This window comes from Streptomyces sp. PA03-3a (genome assembly GCF_033792735.1).
GTDB lineage: Bacteria > Actinomycetota > Actinomycetes > Streptomycetales > Streptomycetaceae > Actinacidiphila.
Genome location: NZ_JARAVM010000015.1, coordinates 65015 through 82969 on the forward strand (window position 1 = coordinate 65015; position 17955 = coordinate 82969).

Sequence of the window (17955 nt, forward strand, 5' to 3'; positions counted from 1 at the left end):
TCACGCTCCGACGGCGACGAGGACGGCGAGTATCACGGAGCCGGCCAGCAGCACGCTGATATAGGTCTGCACGTTGCCCGTCTGGGTGCGGCGCACGAGCGCGCCGAGCAGCCGGGGCAGTCCGCCCGCGCCGCGGACGTACGTCTCGACGACCTCGCGGTCGAGGAAGCGGACGAGACCGGAGGCGGCGAGCACGGGGCGGACGAAGAGCTTCGCGTACAGGGCGTCGAGGCGGAAGCCGTGCGAGGCGGGCTCGAAGAGCGGGCCGAGCAGCAGGCGTCCGGGGTCGGCGGGGTCCTGTGCGGCAGCGACGTCCCCGTAGACCTGCTCGTGGGTCTGGAGAGCGGCGGCCTCGGTGAGGGCGGGCTCCTCCTCCGCGGCCTCGGTGGTGACGACCGCGCCGAGCGGGGTTCCGCGACGGATCGCGGCGGCCTGCCAGGCGCCGTAGGTCGCCAGGATGCCGACGACGGCGAGGCCGACGCCGAGGATCGAGGTGACCAGGGTCGGGGCGAGTGCGTTGCCGTCGAGCCAGGCGGGGAGGTCGAGGAGCGAGGGCACGAGGGCGACAGCGCCGAAGGCGAGGGTCGGTACGGCCAGCACCCACAGCACGACGGTCATGAGGGCCGGTTCCCTGCCGTGGGCCTCGGGCGCGGCGGCGCCCTGGCCGCGGAAGGCGAGGAGGAACAGGCGCGTGGCGTAGCCGGCGGTGAGCACGGCGGTGAGCAGCGCGGCGACCAGGACGAGCCAGCCGACGGCCGACGGGACGCCCTCGGCATGGCCGGAGGCGGCGTGCTCCGCGGCCCGCAGCACCGACTCCTTGGAGAAGAAGCCGGAGAAGGGCGGGACCGCGGCCAGGGCGGCCAGCGCGATGCCCATGGTCCACATGGCGTCGGGGGCGCGCTTGCCGAGGTCGCCCATGCGGGACATCGCGGCCAGCGAGTTGGTGCCGGCGGCGTGGATGACGACGCCGGCGGCGAGGAAGAGGAGGGCCTTGAAGGCACCGTGCGAGACGAGGTGGAACACGGCGGCGCTGCGGTCGCCGACGGCGAGGGCGGCGGCCATGTAGCCGAGCTGGCCGATCGTCGAGTAGGCGAGCACGCGTTTGATGTCGTCCTGGGCGAGCGCGGCCAGAGCGGAGCCGATCATGGTGACGGCGGCCAGCACGCCGAGCACCGCGAGGGTGACCGTGGAGGCCTCGAAGACCGGCAGCAGCCGGGCGACGAGGTAGATGCCGGCCGCGACCATCGTGGCGGCGTGGATCAGCGCGGACACCGGGGTGGGACCGGCCATCGCGTCGGGCAGCCAGGTGTGCAGCGGGAACTGCGCCGACTTGCCGGCGACACCGGCGAGCAGCAGCAGGCCGACGACGGTCGGGTGCTCGATCCCGCCGTGGGTCGCGGCGGTGAGGATGCCGTTGATCCGGAAGGTCCCGGCGTCGGCGGCGAGCGCGAAGACACCGATCAGGAAGGGGACGTCACCGAGCTTGGTGACCAGGAAGGCCTTGAGGGAGGCGGCCCGGGCGACCTCGGTCTCCCAGTAGTGGCCGACCAGGAAGTACGAGCAGATGCCCATGATCTCCCAGCCGACCAGCAGCACCATCAGGTCGCCGGTGTAGACGACCAGGAACATGGCGGCGGTGAAGAGGGAGACCAGGGCGGAGTAGGAGGCGTACCGGGGGTCGTGCCGCAGGTAGGCCGTGGAGTACAGCTGCACGCAGGTGGCGACCAGCCCGACGAGGACGGCGATGAGCACCGCGAAGCCGTCGAGGTGCAGGGCCAGGTCGACGGGCACCGAGCCGGTCGGCGTGAGCCGGGTCGCGGCGTCGGTGGCCGGGCCGCTTCCCTGCCGTACGGCGACGATGGCGGCCAGCACGAACGCGGTCGCGGTGGGCAGCACGGCCAGCGGCCGGACGAAGCCGGGGGCGGTGCGGCCGAGCAGCAGACCACCGACGGCGCCGAGGAAGGGGAGGAGGGGGACGAGGACGGCGAGGGTCGTCAGGGTCACGCTGCGGCCTCGGCCTTCTCTTCGGGTGCGGAGGGCCCGGCCCCTTCGCCCTGCGGGTCGTGCGGATCATGCGGTCCGTGCTCGGCGAGGTCGGTGAGGCGGTCGACATCCGAACTGCCCCGGTTGCGGTACACCAGCAGCACGATGGCGAGACCGATGCCGATCTCGGCGGCGGCGATGACGATGACGAACAGCGTCAGCGCCTGCCCGGCGTGGAGGGTGTCGCGGAGCCAGACGTCGAAAGCGACCAGGTTGAGGTTGACCGCGTTCAGCATCAGCTCGACCGACATCAGGACGAGGATCGCGTTGCGCCGGGCGAGGACGCCGTACAGGCCGACGGAGAACAGGAGGGCGGCGAGGACGGCGGGATAGGCGAGATGCATCAGCGCTCTCCCGGCTGCTGACGGGACTGCTTGCGGGACAGGACGATCGCACCGACGAGCGCGGCGAGCAGGAGCACGGACAGCGCCTCGAACGGCAGCACCCAGTGGCGGAAGAGGATCTCGCCGGTGACCTTGGTGGAGCCCTGCGCGGCGCCGTCCACGGCGATCCAGGTGGACCGGAAGGCGTCCACCACGACCCACACCAGCGTGCCCGCGGCGGCGGCGGCCACGGCGAGGGCCGCGATCCGGTTGCCGGAATCGGCGTCCGGGGAACGCCCGATGGGCGCCTTGGTGAGCATCAGGCCGAACAGCACGAGCACGACGACGGACCCGACGTAGATCAGCACCTGCACCCAGGCGATGAACTCGGCGGTGAGGAGGAGGTATTCGACGGCGACGCCGCCGAGCGCGACGACCAGCCACAGCGCGGCGTGCACCAGCTGCTTGGTGGTGACGCTGACGACGGCGGCGGCGAGGGTCGCGACGCCGACGAGGACGAAGACGATCTCGACCCCGGTCGGGGACAGGAAGCCGGGGTGGGCTGCGGCGGCGTTCACGCCTCGCCCCCCGGCTGCTCGCGCCCGGGCTCTGCCTCGCCCTGGGCGGCGGCGGCAGTGGCGGCGGCAGTGGCGGCGGTGGCGGCGGCCTTCTCCGCGGCCTTGCGGGCGGCGGCCAGCTCCTTGGGTTCCTCGGCGGCCGGGTCGAGCGGCGGCGGGGCGGGCACCGTCCACATCCACTCGCGCAGCTTGTCGCGCTCGTGGGTGAGTTCGAGGATGTCGGTCTCCGCGTACTCGAACTCCGGCGACCAGAACAGGGCGTCGAAGGGGCACACCTCGATGCAGATGCCGCAGTACATGCAGAGCGAGAAGTCGATGGCGAAGCGGTCCAGCACGTTGCGGCTGCGCTCGCGGCCGCCCGGGGCTGCGGCGGGCACCGTCTCCTTGTGGGAGTCGATGTAGATGCACCAGTCGGGGCACTCGCGGGCGCACAGCATGCAGACCGTGCAGTTCTCCTCGAACAGCGCGATCACTCCGCGGGTGCGGGGGGGCAGTTCGGGCTGCACCTCGGGGTACTGCGCGGTGTGCGAGCGCCGGGTCATCGTGCGCAGGGTGACGGCGAGGCCCTTGGCCAGGCCGGAACCGGGGATGCCCATCAGGAGATCACCACCTTCACCACGCCGGTGAGCGCGATCTGGGTCAGGGCGAGCGGGATGAGGACGGTCCAGGCGAACCTCTGCAGCTGGTCCTCGCGCAGCCGCGGGTACGTGACCCGGAGCCAGATCACGACGAAGGCCAGGGCCGCGGTCTTCAGCAGCGTCCACAGCCAGCCGACGCTGTCGGACCAGGGGCCGTGCCAACCGCCCAGGAACAGGACGGTCGTCAGGCCGCACAGCACGACGATGCCGGCGTACTCCGCGAGCAGGAACAGGGCGAAGCGCAGGCCCGTGTACTCGGTGTAGGCGCCGAAGATGATCTCCGAGTCCGCGACGGGCATGTCGAAGGGCGGACGCTGGAGCTCGGCGAGGCCGGCCGTGAAGAACACGACGGCTCCGATCAGCTGCCACGGCGTCCACCACCAGGCGTACGCGTCGACGATGCCGGGCAGCGAGAGCGTGCCCGCCGCCATGGCGACGGACGCGGCGGCCAGCAGCATCGGCAGCTCGTACGACATCAGCTGGGCCGCGCTGCGCAGACCGCCGAGGAGGGAGAACTTGTTGGCCGAGGCCCAGCCGGCCATGAGCGAGCCGAGCACGCCCACGCCCATCACGGCGAGGACGAAGAACAGGCCCGCGTCGATGTCCTGGCCGACGAGCCCGCCGGGGCCGATCGGGATCGCGATGAGGACCAGGAGGTAGGGCAGCAGTGCGACGGCGGGCGCGAGTTGGAAGATCTTCCGGTCGGCGTCGGCCGGGACCACGTCCTCCTTCTGCGCGAACTTCACGCCGTCGGCGACGAGCTGGGCCCAGCCGTGGAAGCCGCCGGCGTACATGGGCCCGAGACGGCCCTGCATGTGGGCCATGACCTTGTGCTCGGTCTGGCCGACGACCAGGGGCAGGACGAGGAAGGCGACGAGCACGGCGAGCAGCCGGAGGATCACTTCGAGGGCGTCGCTCACGATGTGCTGCCTCCTTCTTCTGCGTCGTCGTTGCCGGAGGAGTCCGGCGCGGTGGCCGGGCTGCCGTCGGGGGAGCTTTCGGCGGGCTCGCCGGTGCCGTCCTCGGCGGGCGGCGCGGGTTCCCCGGGCTTCGTCGCGCCGGGTTCCGCCGCGGGAGCGGCGGCGGCCGGTCCGGTGTCGCGGGGAACGTCCCAGGGGGCGTCCGGAGTGCGCTTGCGGGGCGTCGTCCCGGGAGCCGCGGGGGCCTCCGGAGTCGCCGGAGTCGCAGGAGCTGCCGGGGTCTCGGCGGCACCGGTCCGGCCGGCCGGGCCGTCGCTCGCCGAGCGCGTGCGGCGGGCGGCGGCGGCTGCGGGCGCTGCCGGAGCCTCGGCGGCACCCTGGCTGGCGGAGCCGTCGCTGACGCTGCGGGAACGCCGGGCCGGGCGCTCGGCGGCGCCCGCCGCACCGGCGGCTCCGGCAGCGCGCGGGGTCCGGGCGGGGCGCGCAGGGGCGGGCGGGAGCTGGCCCTTCATGGGGCCCCAGTCGTTGGGATCGGGCACGCCGGGGGGCAGCATCTGACGCCGCTTGGGGCCGCCGTGATCGGACTCCCCCGGCTCCTTCGCGCCGGGCCACGCCTTCGCGACGCGTGCCGCCAGCACGAAGTCCTTGCGCAGCGGGTGCCCCTCGAAGCCTTCGGGCAGCAGCAGCGGCGCCAGGTGCGGGTGCCCGGTGAAGTCGACGCCGAACATCTCGTGCGTCTCGCGCTCGTGCCAGGCGGCGCCCGCGTAGACGCCGACGGCGGTCGGCAGGGCCGGTGCCCCGTGCGGGACGGTCGTACGGATCATCAGGCGCCGCACCGAGCCGACCGCGGGGGCGACGACGTGGGCGCAGACCCGGAAGCCGCTGCCGCCCTCGTCGACGGCGCTGAGCCAGTCGAAGAAGGTGCAGCCGAGGGTGTCCCGGGCGGCACGCAGGGCGTCCGTCCAGGAGGCGGCGGGGACGTCGACGGTCAGCAGGCCGTACGCCTCCTCCGCCGTGGCCTCGGCGCCGAAGACCTCGGCGACGGCGTCCGGCTCGGGGAGCCGGTCGAAGGGCGTGGTCACTTCGCCTCCTCCCCGGGCGGCGGCGGGGCCTGGACGAGGCCGCTGCGCAGCGCCGCGGTGGACGCGCGCGGGGTGCCGCCGTCGCCGTAGCGCTCGCCGAGCGACTCGCGGGCGATCTTCTCCTGGAGCTTGAGGATGCCCTGCAGCAGCGCCTCGGGCCGCGGCGGGCAGCCGGGCACGTAGACGTCGACGGGGATGATCTGGTCGACGCCCTTGGTCACGGAGTACGAATCCCAGTAGGGGCCGCCGCAGTTGGAGCAGGCACCGAAGGAGATGACGTACTTCGGCTCGGGCATCTGCTCGTACAGACGTTTCACGGCCGGGGCCATCTTGTCGGTGACGGTGCCGGAGACGACCATGAGGTCGGCCTGGCGCGGGCCGGGCGCGAAGGGGATCACGCCGAGCCGGATGAAGTCGTGCCGGGCCATGGAGGCGGCGATGAACTCGATGGCGCAGCAGGCGAGCCCGAAGTTGAAGACCCACAGGCTGTAGCGGCGGCCCCAGTTCAGGACCACCTTCATCGGCTCGGGTGCCAGGCGCGCCAGCGTACCGAGGCGGCGCGGCTCCGGCAGGTACTCGGGAGTGCTCACATCGGTCACCTCGGTCACGTCCATTCCAGGACGCCCTTCTTCCAGGCGTAGAGCAGACCGACGGCGAGGAAGCCGAGGAAGACGAACATCTCGACCAGCGTCGTGCCGCCGTACCCCTCGGCGGCGAACACCGTCGCCCAGGGGAAGAGGAAGATCGCGTCGACCGCGAAGATGACGTAGAGGAAGGAGTAGACGTAGTAGCGGATCTGGGTGTGCGCCCAGCCCTCGCCGACGGGGTCGACGCCGCACTCGTACGTGAGCATCTTCTCCTGCGTCGGCACCACGGGCCGCAGCAGGCGACCGGCCCCGAAGGCCACGGTCACGAAGAGCACCCCGAGCACCGCGACCAGCCCGACGACCGAGTAGCCGTGGAAGTAGTCCACGTCCGTCCGCCCCTCGTTTCTCGTCGTAAGCGCGTTGTCCAGCGATCCCGGCGGATCTTTAGACGATCTGTACGAACGGAGTCTAGGCCCTGCCCCCCGGAGCCGGACCACCCGTCCTGACCGGTGGTACGGATAACCCCACCTTGTCCTGGCAGGCGCACCCCATGGCGGTGGCCGCCCCGTCCCCGGCAGGCTTGAGGTCATGACCATCAACTCCCAGCGCGGGGAAGCCGCCCCGCTGCCGCCGGCGCGCTTCGCCTTCGACGCCGTGACATGGAAGGAGATCGCGTATCTCCTGGCGAACCTGCCCATGGACATCGCGGGCTTCGTCTACGTCGCCGTCGTGCTCTACCTCGGCGTCGGGCTGTCGGTGACGGTGATCGGCCTGCCGGTGCTGGCTCTGGGCCTGGCCGGGTGCCGGCTGCTGGGGCGGCTGGAGCGGATACGGGCGCGCGGCATGCTCGGATTGGCCGTGGACGAGCCCCGCTCGCTGAGCCCCGGGCGGATGGGCTTCTTCCCCTGGCTGTGGACCTCGCTGAAGGACCCGGTGGGGTGGCGCCACGCGCTGTACTTCTTCATCCGGCTGCCGTGGGGGATCGTGACCTTCACCATCGCCTTGACCTCGCTCTTCGTCGCGTGGCCGGTGCTGCCGTTCATCGCGCGGGGGCTGGCCAACGCCGACCGCGCGATGGTCCGCGGCCTGCTGTCGCCCTCCGACGAGCTGGAGCGGCGGATCGCCGAGCTGGAGTCGGACCGCGGCACGGTGGTGGACACCGCCGCCGCCGACCTGCGGCGCATCGAGCGCGACCTGCACGACGGGGCGCAGGCGCGGCTCGTGGCGCTCGCCATGGACCTGGGCCTGGCCAAGGAGAAGCTCCAGGAGGACCCGGAGGCTGCGGCGAGGATGGTCGGCGAAGCCCACGGCGAGGTGAAGCTGGCCCTCCAGGAGCTGCGCGACCTGGCCCGCGGCATCCACCCGGCCGTCCTCACCGACCGCGGCCTGGACGCCGCCCTGTCCTCGGTGGCCGCCCGGTGCACGGTGCCGGTACAGGTCCAGGTGGACCTGGCGAGCCGGCCGGCGCCGGCTATCGAGGGCATCGCGTACTTCACGGTCTCCGAGCTGCTGCAGAACATCAGCAAGCACAGCGGGGCGCGCCGGGCCGTCGTCGAGCTGTGGCGCTCCGACGGCCGGCTGATGATCCAGGTCCGCGACGACGGCCGGGGCGGGGCGACCACGTCGGGCGGCAGCGGTCTGGGCGGGCTGGCCGAGCGGCTGGACTCGGTGGACGGTCTGCTGGTGGTCGACTCCCCGGCCGGCGGCCCGACGACGGTGACGGCCGAGCTGCCCTGGCGGGACCGCGCCTGAACCGCGTACGGGAAGGCCGGTGCCCTCGCTGGAGGGCACCGGCCTTCCCGCGTGCCGCCGGGTGCCGGCTTCGCCTACGGTTCGGGACACCGAAGGGCCGCACCGCGGGGGTGGGGTTTTCCCCAGGTCCAAGACGCCTATCCGCACCATGGGCGCGAAGGCCCCGGAGGACGAGGCTGGAGGCACACAGGCGGTCGCAGAGGGACGACGAAGAGGACGGACGTGACCATGGCATACGGTTTCCCGGAGCCGCGCGAGCACCGGCTGCCCGCGGCGCTGCGCGCGCCGATCGAGGCCCGCACCTGGCGCGAGTTGCTGTATCTGCTGCTGAACCTGCCGATGGGCATCATCGGCTTCGTCTTCACCGTGACGATGCTGTCGCTCGGCGCGGGGCTGCTGGTCACCTTCCTCGGGCTGCCCGTCCTCGCCCTGATGCTGGCCGGGTGCCGGGGGCTCGGCGTCGTGGAGCGCGAGCGGGCCCGCCAGTGCCTGCGCATCGACGTGGCCGCGCCCGAGCCGCTGCGCCGGCGGCCCGGCCAGGGCTTCATGTCGTGGCTCGGCGGCCAGCTGACCAGCGGCGCCTCCTGGCGGCACATCCTGTACTTCTTCGTGCACTTCCCGTGGGGCGTGTTCACCTTCTCCGTGGCCGTCTCGTTCTTCACCTACGGCTGGGGGCTCCTCACGTACCCGCTGTGGCAGTGGGTCTTCCCGGCCTACACCGACCAGCCCGGACTCCAGCTGTACGGGGACGGGAACGGCAACGGCTGGTGGCTGGACTCGCCGTTCGAGGTGGCCATGACCTCGGTACTGGGCCTGCTGCTCGTCCTGGTCACCCCCTGGCTGATCCGGGGCATGGCGTACGTGGACCGGGGCCTGGTCGCCGGGCTGCTGGGGCCGTCACGGCTGGCCAGCCGCGTCACGGAGCTGGAGTCGGACCGCGGCACGGTGGTGGACACCGCCGCCGCCGACCTGCGGCGCATCGAGCGCGACCTGCACGACGGGGCGCAGGCGCGGCTCGTGGCGCTCGCCATGGACCTGGGCCTGGCCAAGGAGAAGCTCCAGGAGGACCCCGAGGCGGCCGCCACCATGGTGGAGGAGGCACACGGCGAGGTGAAGCTGGCCCTCCAGGAGCTGCGCGACCTGGCCCGCGGCATCCACCCGGCCGTCCTCACCGACCGCGGCCTGGACGCCGCCCTGTCCTCGCTCGCGGCGCGCTGCACCGTGCCGGTGCAGGTGAGCGTGGACCTGCCGGGGCGGCCGGTGCCGGCGATCGAGGGCATCGCGTACTTCACCGTCTCCGAGCTGCTGCAGAACATCAGCAAGCACAGCGGGGCCTCGCGCGCCACGGTCGACCTGTGGCGCTCCGGCGACCGGCTGATGATCCACGTCGTCGACAACGGGCGCGGCGGCGCGTCCACGGTGCGCGGCTCGGGTCTGGCCGGGCTCGCGGAGCGGCTGGGAGCGGTGGACGGCGTCCTCGCGGTGGACTCCCCCGCCGGCGGCCCGACCACTGTCGCGGCGGAATTGCCCTGGCGTACCTGACCCCGCGAGGGCGTCGGCTGGAGAACGCCCGCGGGACCCTGCGGACAGAGAAGACCGGAAACTACCGAGAGGACGCTGACGGCGCCCCCCTCCGTCCCTCCCCCGCACTCCACCCCGGCGGCAAGGTCGTGTGCCGGCCGCCGGAAGCTGGAATGCTGGGGGGAGGGACACGTCGACGTCGACACGGGGGAGCCGGTAGCGGTGGAGGACAGAGTGCGCGTGGTCATCGCCGAGGACTCGGTGCTGCTGCGGGAGGGACTGACCCGTCTGCTGACCGACCGCGGGCACGAGGTCGTCGCCGGGGTCGGCGACGCCGAGGCCCTGCTGAAGGTGATCGGCGAGCTCGCCGCCGAGGGCGCGGTGCCCGACGTGGTCGTGGCCGACGTGCGGATGCCGCCGACCCACACCGACGAGGGCGTGCGCGCCGCGGTGCGGCTGCGCCGCGACCATCCGCAGCTGGGCGTGCTGGTGCTGTCGCAGTACGTGGAGGAGCAGTACGCCACCGAGCTGCTGGCCGGCAGTTCCCGCGGGGTCGGGTATCTGCTCAAGGACCGGGTAGCCGATGTGCGGGAGTTCGTCGACGCGGTCGTCCGCGTGGCGGGCGGCGGTACCGCCCTGGACCCGGAGGTGGTGGCGCAGCTGCTGGGGCGCAGCCGCAAGCAGGACGTACTGGCAGGTCTCACCCCGCGGGAGCGCGAGGTGCTGGGACTGATGGCGGAGGGCCGGACGAACTCCGCGATCGCCAAGCAGCTGGTGGTGAGCGACGGCGCCGTCGAGAAGCACGTCAGCAACATCTTCCTCAAACTGGGGCTGGCCCCCAGCGAGGGTGATCACCGGCGTGTCCTGGCCGTGCTCACGTACCTCAATTCCTGATCCTCTGACGTATCGTCAGAGGAGCCCGCGGAGGCACAGAACCGGAGCGGCGCCGGGAGGCGTCCCATATGGAGGAAGCAGGCAGCACGGGCTCCGGGGGGCGGTGACCGTGACCCATCAGGGCACAAAGGGAGCTCAGCGCGGCGCCCACGATGCGGGAAGACCCGGGAAGGCGACCCTTACCCACGTACGATGGCGCGTGGGACACAAGGTCACGGCCCCGGTCGTGAGCCGCCGCCTCGAAGGAGGTCCGATTCAGTGACCAGCCAGGTCAGCAGCCCGACTACCCCCGATCGCCCCGTTCTGGGTGAGCAGCGGAAACCGGCCAAGGAGACCAGGAAGCTCGATCGGGTGGTGATCCGTTTCGCCGGGGACTCCGGCGACGGGATGCAGCTCACGGGAGACCGGTTCACCTCGGAAACGGCGTCGTTCGGCAACGATCTGTCCACCCTGCCGAACTTCCCGGCCGAGATCCGGGCTCCGGCAGGCACCCTGCCGGGCGTCTCGAGCTTCCAGCTGCACTTCGCCGACCACGACATCCTCACCCCGGGTGACGCCCCGAACGTCCTGGTCGCGATGAACCCGGCGGCACTGAAGGCGAACATCGCGGACCTGCCGCGCGGCGCGGAGGTCATCGTCAACACGGACGAGTTCACCTCCCGCGCGATGGGCAAGGTCGGCTACGCGGTCTCGCCGCTGGAGGACGGCTCGCTGTCGGCCTACGCGGTGCACCCGGTGCCGCTGACCACCCTGACGGTCGAGGCGCTCAAGGAATTCCCGCTGACCCGCAAGGAGGCCGAGCGCAGCAAGAACATGTTCGCGCTCGGTCTGCTGTCGTGGATGTACCACCGTCCCACCGAGGGCACCGAGGACTTCCTGCGCAAGAAGTTCGCGAAGAAGCCCGAGCTGGCCGAGGCGAACGTGGCGGCCTTCCGCGCGGGCTGGAACTTCGGCGAGACGACCGAGGACTTCGCGGTCAGCTACGAGGTGGCCCCGGCCGAGGCGGCCTTCCCGGCCGGCACCTACCGCAACATCTCGGGGAACCTGGCGCTGTCGTACGGCCTGGTCACCGCGAGCCGCCAGGCGGACCTGCCGCTCTTCCTGGGCTCGTACCCGATCACCCCGGCCTCGGACATCCTGCACGAGCTGAGCAGGCACAAGAACTTCGGTGTGCGCACCTTCCAGGCCGAGGACGAGATCGCCGGCATCGGCGCCGCGCTCGGCGCGGCCTTCGGCGGCTCGCTGGCCGTCACCACCACCTCCGGTCCGGGCGTCGCGCTGAAGTCCGAGACCATCGGCCTCGCGGTCTCCATGGAGCTGCCGCTGCTGGTCGTCGACATCCAGCGCGGCGGGCCCTCGACGGGCCTGCCGACCAAGACCGAGCAGGCCGACCTGCTGCAGGCGATGTACGGGCGCAACGGCGAGGCGCCGGTCCCGATCGTGGCGCCGTGCACCCCCGGCGACTGCTTCGGGGCCGCGCTGGAGGCGGCCCGCATCGCGCTGACCTACCGCACCCCCGTCCTCCTGCTCTCCGACGGCTACCTCGCCAACGGCTCCGAGCCGTGGCGGGTCCCCGAGCTGGACGAGCTGCCCGACCTTCGGGTGCAGTTCGCGACGACGCCCAACCACGTGGCGGAGGACGGCACCGAGGAGTTCTGGCCGTACCTGCGCGACCCGGAGACCCTGGCGCGCCCCTGGGCGGTGCCGGGCACCCCCGGTCTCGAGCACCGCATCGGCGGCATCGAGAAGCAGGACGGCACCGGGCACATCTCGTACGACCCGGCCAACCACGATCTGATGGTGCGCACCCGGCAGGCCAAGATCGACGGCATCGAGGTGCCCGACGTCGTCGTCGACGACCCAGACGGGCAGGCGAGGACCCTGGTGATCGGCTGGGGCTCCACGTACGGTCCGATCACGGCGGCTGTACGGCGCATCAGGGGCGCAGGGGGCGCGGTCGCGCAGGCCCATCTGCGCCATCTGAACCCCTTCCCGAGGAATCTCGGGGAGGTCCTCGGGCGTTACCAGAAGGTAGTGGTCCCGGAGATGAACCTCGGCCAGCTCGCTCATCTGCTGCGGGCGAGGTACCTGGTCGACGCACGCTCGCACACCCAGGTCACCGGCCTGCCCTTCAAGGCCGAGCAACTCGCTGCCGCCATCCAGGAGGAGAGCGCAGATGTCTGAGGCTCCTGCCGCCGAACACCGCACGCCGGGGCTGCCGGCGCTGTCCCTGGTCCCCAAGGCCGAAGCCAAGCAGTCCATGAAGGACTTCAAGTCGGACCAGGAAGTGCGCTGGTGCCCCGGCTGCGGTGACTACGCGATCCTCGCCGCGGTGCAGGGCTTCATGCCCGAACTGGGCCTGGCCCGGGAGAACATCGTCTTCGTCTCGGGGATCGGCTGCTCCTCCCGCTTCCCGTACTACATGAACACCTACGGGATGCACTCCATCCACGGCCGCGCCCCGGCCATCGCGACCGGGCTCGCCGCCTCGCGGCGCGACCTGTCGGTGTGGGTCGTCACGGGAGACGGCGACGCGCTGTCCATCGGCGGCAACCACCTGATCCACTCGCTGCGGCGCAACGTCAACCTCAAGATCCTGCTCTTCAACAACCGGATCTACGGGCTGACCAAGGGGCAGTACAGCCCGACCTCCGAGCTCGGCAAGATCACCAAGTCGACGCCGATGGGCTCGCTGGACGCGCCCTTCAACCCGGTCTCGCTGGCGCTGGGCGCGGAGGCCTCGTTCGTGGCGCGTACCGTCGACTCCGACCGCAAGCACCTCACGAGCGTGCTGCGGGCGGCCGCCGCGCACCCGGGCACGGCCTTCGTGGAGATCTACCAGAACTGCAACATCTTCAACGACGGCGCCTTCGAGGTGCTGAAGGACCGGACCTCGGCGGAGAACGCGGTGATCCGGCTGGAGCACGGCGAGCCGATCCGCTTCGGCGCGGACAACGCCAAGGGCGTCGTGCGCGACCGGGCGACCGGCGATCTGCGGGTCGTCGACGTCGACGCGTCCAACGAGGACGAGGTCCTGGTGCACGACGCGCACGCCGCGACGCCCACGACGGCCTTCGCCCTGTCCAGACTCGCCGACCCCGACACGCTGCACCACACGCCGATCGGCGTGTTCCGCAGCGTCGAACGGCCGGTCTACGACGCGCTGATGTCCGAGCAGCTGGAGCAGGCCGTCGAGCAGCACGGCAAGGGCGACCTCGCCGCCATGCTGGCCGGCAACGACACCTGGACGGTCGTGGGCTGAGCCGCGCCACCCGTCTCAGCCGCCGTACGGGGCCCGGGCCGCACGATCAGGCCCGGGCCTCGTCGTACGTCCGGCGGGCGGCGATCACCTGCCCGGTGCGGTCCTCGCTCCAGCGGGCCAGGGCCCAGACCTGGTCGGCGGCCTCCTTGCCGAGCGGCGTGAGGGAGTACTCGACGCGCGGCGGGATGACAGGGTGCGCCTCGCGGTGCACGAAGCCGTCGCGCTCCAGGGTCTGCAGGGTCTGGGCGAGCATCTTCTCGCTGACCCCACCGACCGTGCGGCGCAGCTCGCTGAAGCGCAGGGTGCCGTCGATCAGTGCGGCCAGTACCAACACACCCCAGCGGCTGGTGACGTGTTCGAGGATCACGCGTGAGGGGCAGTTGCGCGCGTTCACGTCGGGGGGCGCCTGCAGCAGGCCGGCCGGCTCTTCCCTTACGTCCATGCCACTAGCTTACTTCAAAGTGGGTACTTTCTAGAAGTTAGTACCGGCCCTAGAGTTAGTTCAGTCATCACCAACGGGGACAACAGGGACTGGAGTGAACCCCTCATGAGCATCGTCGTCACCGGAGCCACCGGACAGCTGGGCCGTCTGGTCGTGGACCGGCTCCTCGCCGGCGTCCCGGCCGGGGAGATCGTGGCCGTCGTACGCGACGCGGACAAGGCCGCGGACCTCGCCGCCCGGGGCGTGGAGCTCCGGGTGGCCGACTACAACGCCCCCGAGACCCTCAAGGGCGCCTTCCGGGCCGGCGACGTGGTGCTGCTGATCTCGGGCAGCGAGGTCGGGCAGCGTGTCGCCCAGCACACCGCCGTGATCGAGGCCGCCAAGGAGGCGGCGGTCGCACGGCTCGCGTACACCGGCGTCCTCGGCGGCCCGTCGGCCGACTTCCTGCTCGCCGCCGAGCACAAGGCCACCGAGCAGGCCCTGCTGGACTCCGGCCTGACCTACACGCTGCTGCGCAACGGCTGGTACACCGAGAACTACACCGCCCAGATCCCCACCCAGCTGGAGCACGGCGTCGCCGGCAGCGCGGGCGAGGGCCGCATCGGCTCCGCGAGCCGCGAGGACTACGCGGACGCCGCCGCGGCCGTGCTGACCGGCGAGGGGCACGAGAACGCGGTGTACGAGCTCAGCGGGGACGAGGCCTGGACGATGGCCGAGTACGCCGCCGAGCTGGCGCACCAGTCCGGCCGGCCGGTCGCCTACACCGACCTGCCCGCCGACGCCTTCCTGGCGGTCCTGACCGGCGCCGGGCTGCCCGAGCCGGTGGCCGCGATCTACGTCGACGTGGACGTCGCCGGCGTCTCCCGCGGCCTCCTCCAGGGCGGCAGCGGCGACCTCGCCCGGCTGATCGGACGTCCCACCACCCCGCTCGCGGACACGATCGCGGCGGCGCTCAAGGGCTGACCTGAGGCACCCGCCGGGACGGGGCCCCGCGGCGGAGAGGATCCGCCCGCGGGGCCCCGCCCGTTCCGCCCCGTCACGGCGCCCTCCCCGCCCGCCACGAAGGTGTCATGACCGTCATGCGATACGCAGATGACGGGAGAACGCCCCGCACGCTACCTTCGAGCGGTCGGCCAGCGCCCCGGGAGGAACGAGTGAACGAGCAGCGTGCCGGTCTGCTGTACGGATTCGCCGCCTACGGGCTCTGGGGGCTCTTCCCCCTCTACTGGCCGCTCCTCGAACCGTCCGGCGCGGGCGAGATCCTGGCCCACCGCATGGTCTGGTCGCTGGCCGTCGTCTCCGTCGTGCTGCTGGTGATGCGCCGCTGGGCCTGGGTCCCCGAGCTCCTGCGGCAGCCGCGGCGGCTCGGGCTGCTGGCCGTGGCCGCGGCCGTGATATCCGTGAACTGGGGCCTGTACATCTGGGGTGTCAACAGCGGCCACGTCGTCGAGACCTCGCTGGGCTACTTCATCAACCCGCTCGTCACCATCGCCCTCGGCGTCCTCGTCCTGCACGAGCGCCTGCGGCCCGCGCAGTGGGCGGCCGTGGGCGTCGGCGCCGCCGCCGTCCTGGTGCTGACCCTGGGCTACGGGCGGCTGCCCTGGATCGCGCTCACCCTGGCCTGCTCCTTCGCCACGTACGGCTTCATCAAGAAGAAGGTCGGCATGGGCGGCCTGGAGTCGCTCGCGGCCGAGACCGCGATCCAGTTCCTGCCGGCGCTCGGCTACCTCATCTTCCTCGGCACCCGCGGGGAGACCACCTTCGCCTCGCACGGGGCCGGTCACGCCTCCCTGCTCGCCGCGTGCGGCGTCGTCACCGCGGTGCCGCTGGTCTGCTTCGGCGCCGCGGCCATCCGCATCCCGCTGAGCATGCTGGGGCTGCTGCAGTACCTCGCGCCGGTCTTCCAGTTCGCCCTCGGACTGCTCTGGTTCCACGAGGAGATGCCGGCGGAGCGCTGGGCGGGCTTCGCCCTCGTCTGGCTCGCGCTGGCCCTGCTGACCTGGGACGCGCTGCGCGCCGCCCGGCGCGGCCGGATCGCGGTGCGCGACGCGGCGGTGGTGCCCGACGAGGCGGCGCCGCGCGGGGCCGTCACCGGCTGAGCGGCGGCGTCCGCCCACCGGCGCGCGCTAGCCTTCCGGCGCCTCGTGGGCGTGGCCGCGGGAGCGGTGGGCGCGGACCTTGTGGCGGTTGCCGCAGTGCTCCATGGAGCACCAGCGGCGCCGGCCGGGGCGTGAGACGTCCACGAAGACCAGTCGGCAGTCGTGGGCGGAGCATTCCCGGACGCGGTCGGCGTACGGGCCGGAGAAGAGCTCCACCGCGTCCCGGGCGACTGCCGCCAGGACCTGGGTGCCGGTGACCGGGGTGCGCCAGCTGCGGCCCCCGTCGGGGGCGAGACGCAGCGCCGGGGGCCGCCAGGCGGCCGCCTCGTTGAGGACGACGAGGTCCGGGGCGGGCAGCGGTTGGCCGTGGACGCGGGCGACGGCGATGTGCCAGAGGGCATCGCGCAGGTACCGGGCCACGGCGACGTCCTCCGGGGAGACGGCGAGGGCGCCGGCGTCGGGGCGCAGCCGGGACGACGCCGCCCAACGGGCCAGGTCGGCGGGCTCGTGGAGGACTTCGTGGCGGGCGTACGCGCCGGGGCCTCCGGTGGGCAGCAGTTCCAGGCCGAGTGCTCCCGGGTCGAAGCGGTAGGCAACTCCTTCGGATGAATGGAGGACCAGACCGATTGCGGGCTCCGTCATGTAACCAATATAACTGGTTACACACCGGCCGAGAGTCGGCGGGGACGCGAACGAGGGGGCACGTCATGGCAGTTCACTGGAAACTCGTGATCGATGCGGCGGATCCGCACCGGCAGGCCGCCTTTTGGGCGGAGGTCCTGGAGTACACGCTCGAGGACCACAGCGTGCTGATCGAGAAGTTGCTGGGGTTCGGCGCCGTCACGGAGGACCTCCTGACGGAGGCGGCCGGCCGCAGGGCCTGGCGGGACCTTGCGGCCGTTCGGCACCCCGAGGACCCGTACGACGAGGAGAAGGGCTCGGGACTGGGACGGCGCATCCTCTTCCAGCGGGTGCCCGAGACCAAGATGGCGAAGAACCGGCTGCACATCGACCTCCACCCGGGCGGCGGACGGCTGGAAGAGGAGGTGGCCCGGCTGGAATCGCTCGGCGCGAAGGTGCTGCGGCGGATAGCGGAGCCCTCCGGCACCTGGGTCACCATGGCCGACCCGGAGGGGAACGAGTTCGACGTCGAGTAGCCCTACCGCGCTCACCTTGACGCCAGTGGCGGCGCGATGAAAATATCTCCATGCATACGCAATTATTGCATACGCAAGGAGATGACGGGGTGTCGGATTCAGAGCGGTCGTTCCTCTTCCTGGTGGGAAGCAGCCGCGCCGACGGCAACACCGAGACGTTGGCGCGCCGCGCCGCCGAGCAGCTTCCGCCGACGACGGACCGGCGCTGGCTGCGGCTGGGGGATCTGGCGCGGCCGCTCTTCGAGGACCGCCGGCACGAGGGCGAGGGGCCCCGTCCCGCGTCGTCGGGGCTCGCCGAGAGGCTCCTGGAGGCCACCTTGGCGGCCACCGACATCGTGGTGGTCTCACCGCTGGACTGGTACAGCGTCTCGACCGCCACCAAGCTCTACCTGGACCTCTGGTCCGGCTGGATGCGGGTGCCGGGGCTGGACTTCCTGGAGCGGATGCGGGGCAAGACCCTGTGGTCGGTGACCGTGCACGGCGGCCAGGACCCGGCGACGGCGGCCCCGCTGGTGGGGACCCTGCGCCACACGGCCGACTACGCCGGTATGCGCTGGGGCGGGGCGCTGCTGGGCTACGGCAGCGGGCCTGGCGACATCCTGCGGGACACGGCGGCACTGGGCCGGGCGAAGGCCTTCTTCAGCTGACCGGCGGGGG

19 protein-coding genes are annotated in these 17955 nt (G+C 72.2%); 9 read left to right on the top strand and 10 right to left on the bottom strand.

Features of this window, described 5'->3' with window-relative positions; genetic code table 11:
• From PV342_RS19620 to PV342_RS19655, 8 genes are read right to left on the bottom strand one after another with little or no spacing between them, the layout of a single operon-like run.
• Complete coding sequence (locus PV342_RS19620) at positions 1–2004, bottom strand: NADH-quinone oxidoreductase subunit 5 family protein (protein WP_500318076.1); 2004 nt, start codon at positions 2002–2004, stop codon at positions 1–3.
• Positions 2001–2387, bottom strand: coding sequence for an NADH-quinone oxidoreductase subunit NuoK (nuoK, locus tag PV342_RS19625; protein ID WP_329186253.1), 387 nt, complete (start codon positions 2385–2387; stop codon positions 2001–2003). The genes PV342_RS19620 and nuoK overlap by 4 nt, the downstream gene beginning before the upstream one ends.
• On the bottom strand, positions 2387–2944 hold the full coding sequence (locus PV342_RS19630; protein ID WP_329186255.1) for an NADH-quinone oxidoreductase subunit J family protein: 558 nt from the start codon (positions 2942–2944) through the stop codon (positions 2387–2389). The genes nuoK and PV342_RS19630 overlap by 1 nt, the downstream gene beginning before the upstream one ends.
• Entirely contained in the window at positions 2941–3540 is a 600-nt protein-coding gene (locus tag PV342_RS19635; protein ID WP_500318078.1) for a NuoI/complex I 23 kDa subunit family protein, read from the bottom strand. The genes PV342_RS19630 and PV342_RS19635 overlap by 4 nt, the downstream gene beginning before the upstream one ends.
• Complete coding sequence (gene nuoH / locus PV342_RS19640; RefSeq protein WP_018558824.1) at positions 3540–4502, bottom strand: NADH-quinone oxidoreductase subunit NuoH; 963 nt, start codon at positions 4500–4502, stop codon at positions 3540–3542. The genes PV342_RS19635 and nuoH overlap by 1 nt, the downstream gene beginning before the upstream one ends.
• Positions 4499–5584, bottom strand: coding sequence for an NADH-quinone oxidoreductase subunit C (locus tag PV342_RS19645; RefSeq protein WP_500318080.1), 1086 nt, complete (start codon positions 5582–5584; stop codon positions 4499–4501). Before PV342_RS19645 ends, nuoH begins: the two co-directional genes overlap by 4 nt.
• Positions 5581–6198 carry an NADH-quinone oxidoreductase subunit B gene (locus PV342_RS19650; RefSeq protein WP_400804375.1) on the bottom strand — a complete coding sequence of 206 codons (618 nt, stop codon included), beginning with the start codon at positions 6196–6198 and terminating at the stop codon, positions 5581–5583. The genes PV342_RS19645 and PV342_RS19650 overlap by 4 nt, the downstream gene beginning before the upstream one ends.
• Positions 6189–6557, bottom strand: coding sequence for an NADH-quinone oxidoreductase subunit A (locus PV342_RS19655; protein WP_018558821.1), 369 nt, complete (start codon positions 6555–6557; stop codon positions 6189–6191). The genes PV342_RS19650 and PV342_RS19655 overlap by 10 nt, the downstream gene beginning before the upstream one ends.
• Positions 6558–6759: 202 nt before the next feature.
• Here PV342_RS19655 and PV342_RS19660 point away from each other — a divergent pair, with 202 nt between their 5' ends.
• The 5 genes from PV342_RS19660 (at position 6760) to PV342_RS19680 (ending at position 13600) form a co-directional block, all read left to right on the top strand.
• Positions 6760–7923 (top strand): sensor histidine kinase, encoded by a 1164-nt coding sequence (locus PV342_RS19660; RefSeq protein ID WP_329186261.1) that lies wholly within the window; start codon positions 6760–6762, stop codon positions 7921–7923.
• 228 nt (positions 7924–8151) lie between these two features.
• The gene (locus tag PV342_RS19665) at positions 8152–9465 is read left to right on the top strand and encodes a sensor histidine kinase (RefSeq protein ID WP_361007646.1); all 1314 of its coding nucleotides are present in this window, start codon (positions 8152–8154) and stop codon (positions 9463–9465) included.
• Between the two features lie 213 nt (positions 9466–9678).
• Positions 9679–10338 carry a response regulator transcription factor gene (locus PV342_RS19670; RefSeq protein ID WP_026250958.1) on the top strand — a complete coding sequence of 220 codons (660 nt, stop codon included), beginning with the start codon at positions 9679–9681 and terminating at the stop codon, positions 10336–10338.
• Between the two features lie 258 nt (positions 10339–10596).
• Positions 10597–12522: a 2-oxoacid:acceptor oxidoreductase subunit alpha gene (locus tag PV342_RS19675; protein WP_500318083.1), complete on the top strand. Its 1926-nt coding sequence runs from the start codon at positions 10597–10599 to the stop codon at positions 12520–12522.
• Positions 12515–13600, top strand: coding sequence for a 2-oxoacid:ferredoxin oxidoreductase subunit beta (locus tag PV342_RS19680; protein ID WP_386991303.1), 1086 nt, complete (start codon positions 12515–12517; stop codon positions 13598–13600). The genes PV342_RS19675 and PV342_RS19680 overlap by 8 nt, the downstream gene beginning before the upstream one ends.
• Positions 13601–13646: 46 nt before the next feature.
• Here PV342_RS19680 and PV342_RS19685 read toward each other — a convergent pair whose 3' ends face one another.
• A complete protein-coding gene (locus tag PV342_RS19685) occupies positions 13647–14042 on the bottom strand; it encodes a winged helix-turn-helix transcriptional regulator (RefSeq protein WP_018558815.1) in 396 nt (131 codons plus the stop codon).
• Positions 14043–14147: 105 nt separating this feature from the next.
• Here PV342_RS19685 and PV342_RS19690 point away from each other — a divergent pair, with 105 nt between their 5' ends.
• Both PV342_RS19690 and rarD read left to right on the top strand, forming a co-directional pair.
• On the top strand, positions 14148–15005 hold the full coding sequence (locus PV342_RS19690) for an SDR family oxidoreductase (RefSeq protein WP_500318085.1): 858 nt from the start codon (positions 14148–14150) through the stop codon (positions 15003–15005).
• Positions 15006–15196: 191 nt separating this feature from the next.
• The gene (gene rarD, locus PV342_RS19695; RefSeq protein ID WP_500318086.1) at positions 15197–16141 is read left to right on the top strand and encodes an EamA family transporter RarD; all 945 of its coding nucleotides are present in this window, start codon (positions 15197–15199) and stop codon (positions 16139–16141) included.
• A 27-nt stretch (positions 16142–16168) separates the two neighbouring features.
• On the opposite strand, the gene PV342_RS19700 is transcribed toward rarD, so the two are convergent.
• Positions 16169–16783 carry a CGNR zinc finger domain-containing protein gene (locus PV342_RS19700; protein ID WP_400804360.1) on the bottom strand — a complete coding sequence of 205 codons (615 nt, stop codon included), beginning with the start codon at positions 16781–16783 and terminating at the stop codon, positions 16169–16171.
• Between the two features lie 65 nt (positions 16784–16848).
• Between PV342_RS19700 and PV342_RS19705 the strand changes: the two genes are divergently transcribed.
• On the top strand, positions 16849–17298 hold the full coding sequence (locus PV342_RS19705) for a VOC family protein (RefSeq protein WP_500318088.1): 450 nt from the start codon (positions 16849–16851) through the stop codon (positions 17296–17298).
• An 89-nt stretch (positions 17299–17387) separates the two neighbouring features.
• Positions 17388–17945: a flavodoxin family protein gene (locus PV342_RS19710; RefSeq protein WP_500318090.1), complete on the top strand. Its 558-nt coding sequence runs from the start codon at positions 17388–17390 to the stop codon at positions 17943–17945.
• The last annotated feature ends 10 nt before the right edge of the window (positions 17946–17955 follow it).

Coding starts and splice junctions, on each gene's coding strand:
- nuoK (WP_329186253.1), bottom strand. CDS start 2,387: ATGCATCTCGCCTATCCCGCCGTCCTCGCCGCCCTCCTGTTCTCCGTC.
- PV342_RS19635 (WP_500318078.1), bottom strand. CDS start 3,540: ATGGGCATCCCCGGTTCCGGCCTGGCCAAGGGCCTCGCCGTCACCCTG.
- PV342_RS19650 (WP_400804375.1), bottom strand. CDS start 6,198: ATGGACGTGACCGAGGTGACCGATGTGAGCACTCCCGAGTACCTGCCG.
- PV342_RS19660 (WP_329186261.1), top strand. CDS start 6,760: ATGACCATCAACTCCCAGCGCGGGGAAGCCGCCCCGCTGCCGCCGGCG.
- PV342_RS19665 (WP_361007646.1), top strand. CDS start 8,152: ATGGCATACGGTTTCCCGGAGCCGCGCGAGCACCGGCTGCCCGCGGCG.
- PV342_RS19680 (WP_386991303.1), top strand. CDS start 12,515: ATGTCTGAGGCTCCTGCCGCCGAACACCGCACGCCGGGGCTGCCGGCG.
- PV342_RS19685 (WP_018558815.1), bottom strand. CDS start 14,042: ATGGACGTAAGGGAAGAGCCGGCCGGCCTGCTGCAGGCGCCCCCCGAC.
- PV342_RS19690 (WP_500318085.1), top strand. CDS start 14,148: ATGAGCATCGTCGTCACCGGAGCCACCGGACAGCTGGGCCGTCTGGTC.
- PV342_RS19700 (WP_400804360.1), bottom strand. CDS start 16,783: ATGACGGAGCCCGCAATCGGTCTGGTCCTCCATTCATCCGAAGGAGTT.
- PV342_RS19705 (WP_500318088.1), top strand. CDS start 16,849: ATGGCAGTTCACTGGAAACTCGTGATCGATGCGGCGGATCCGCACCGG.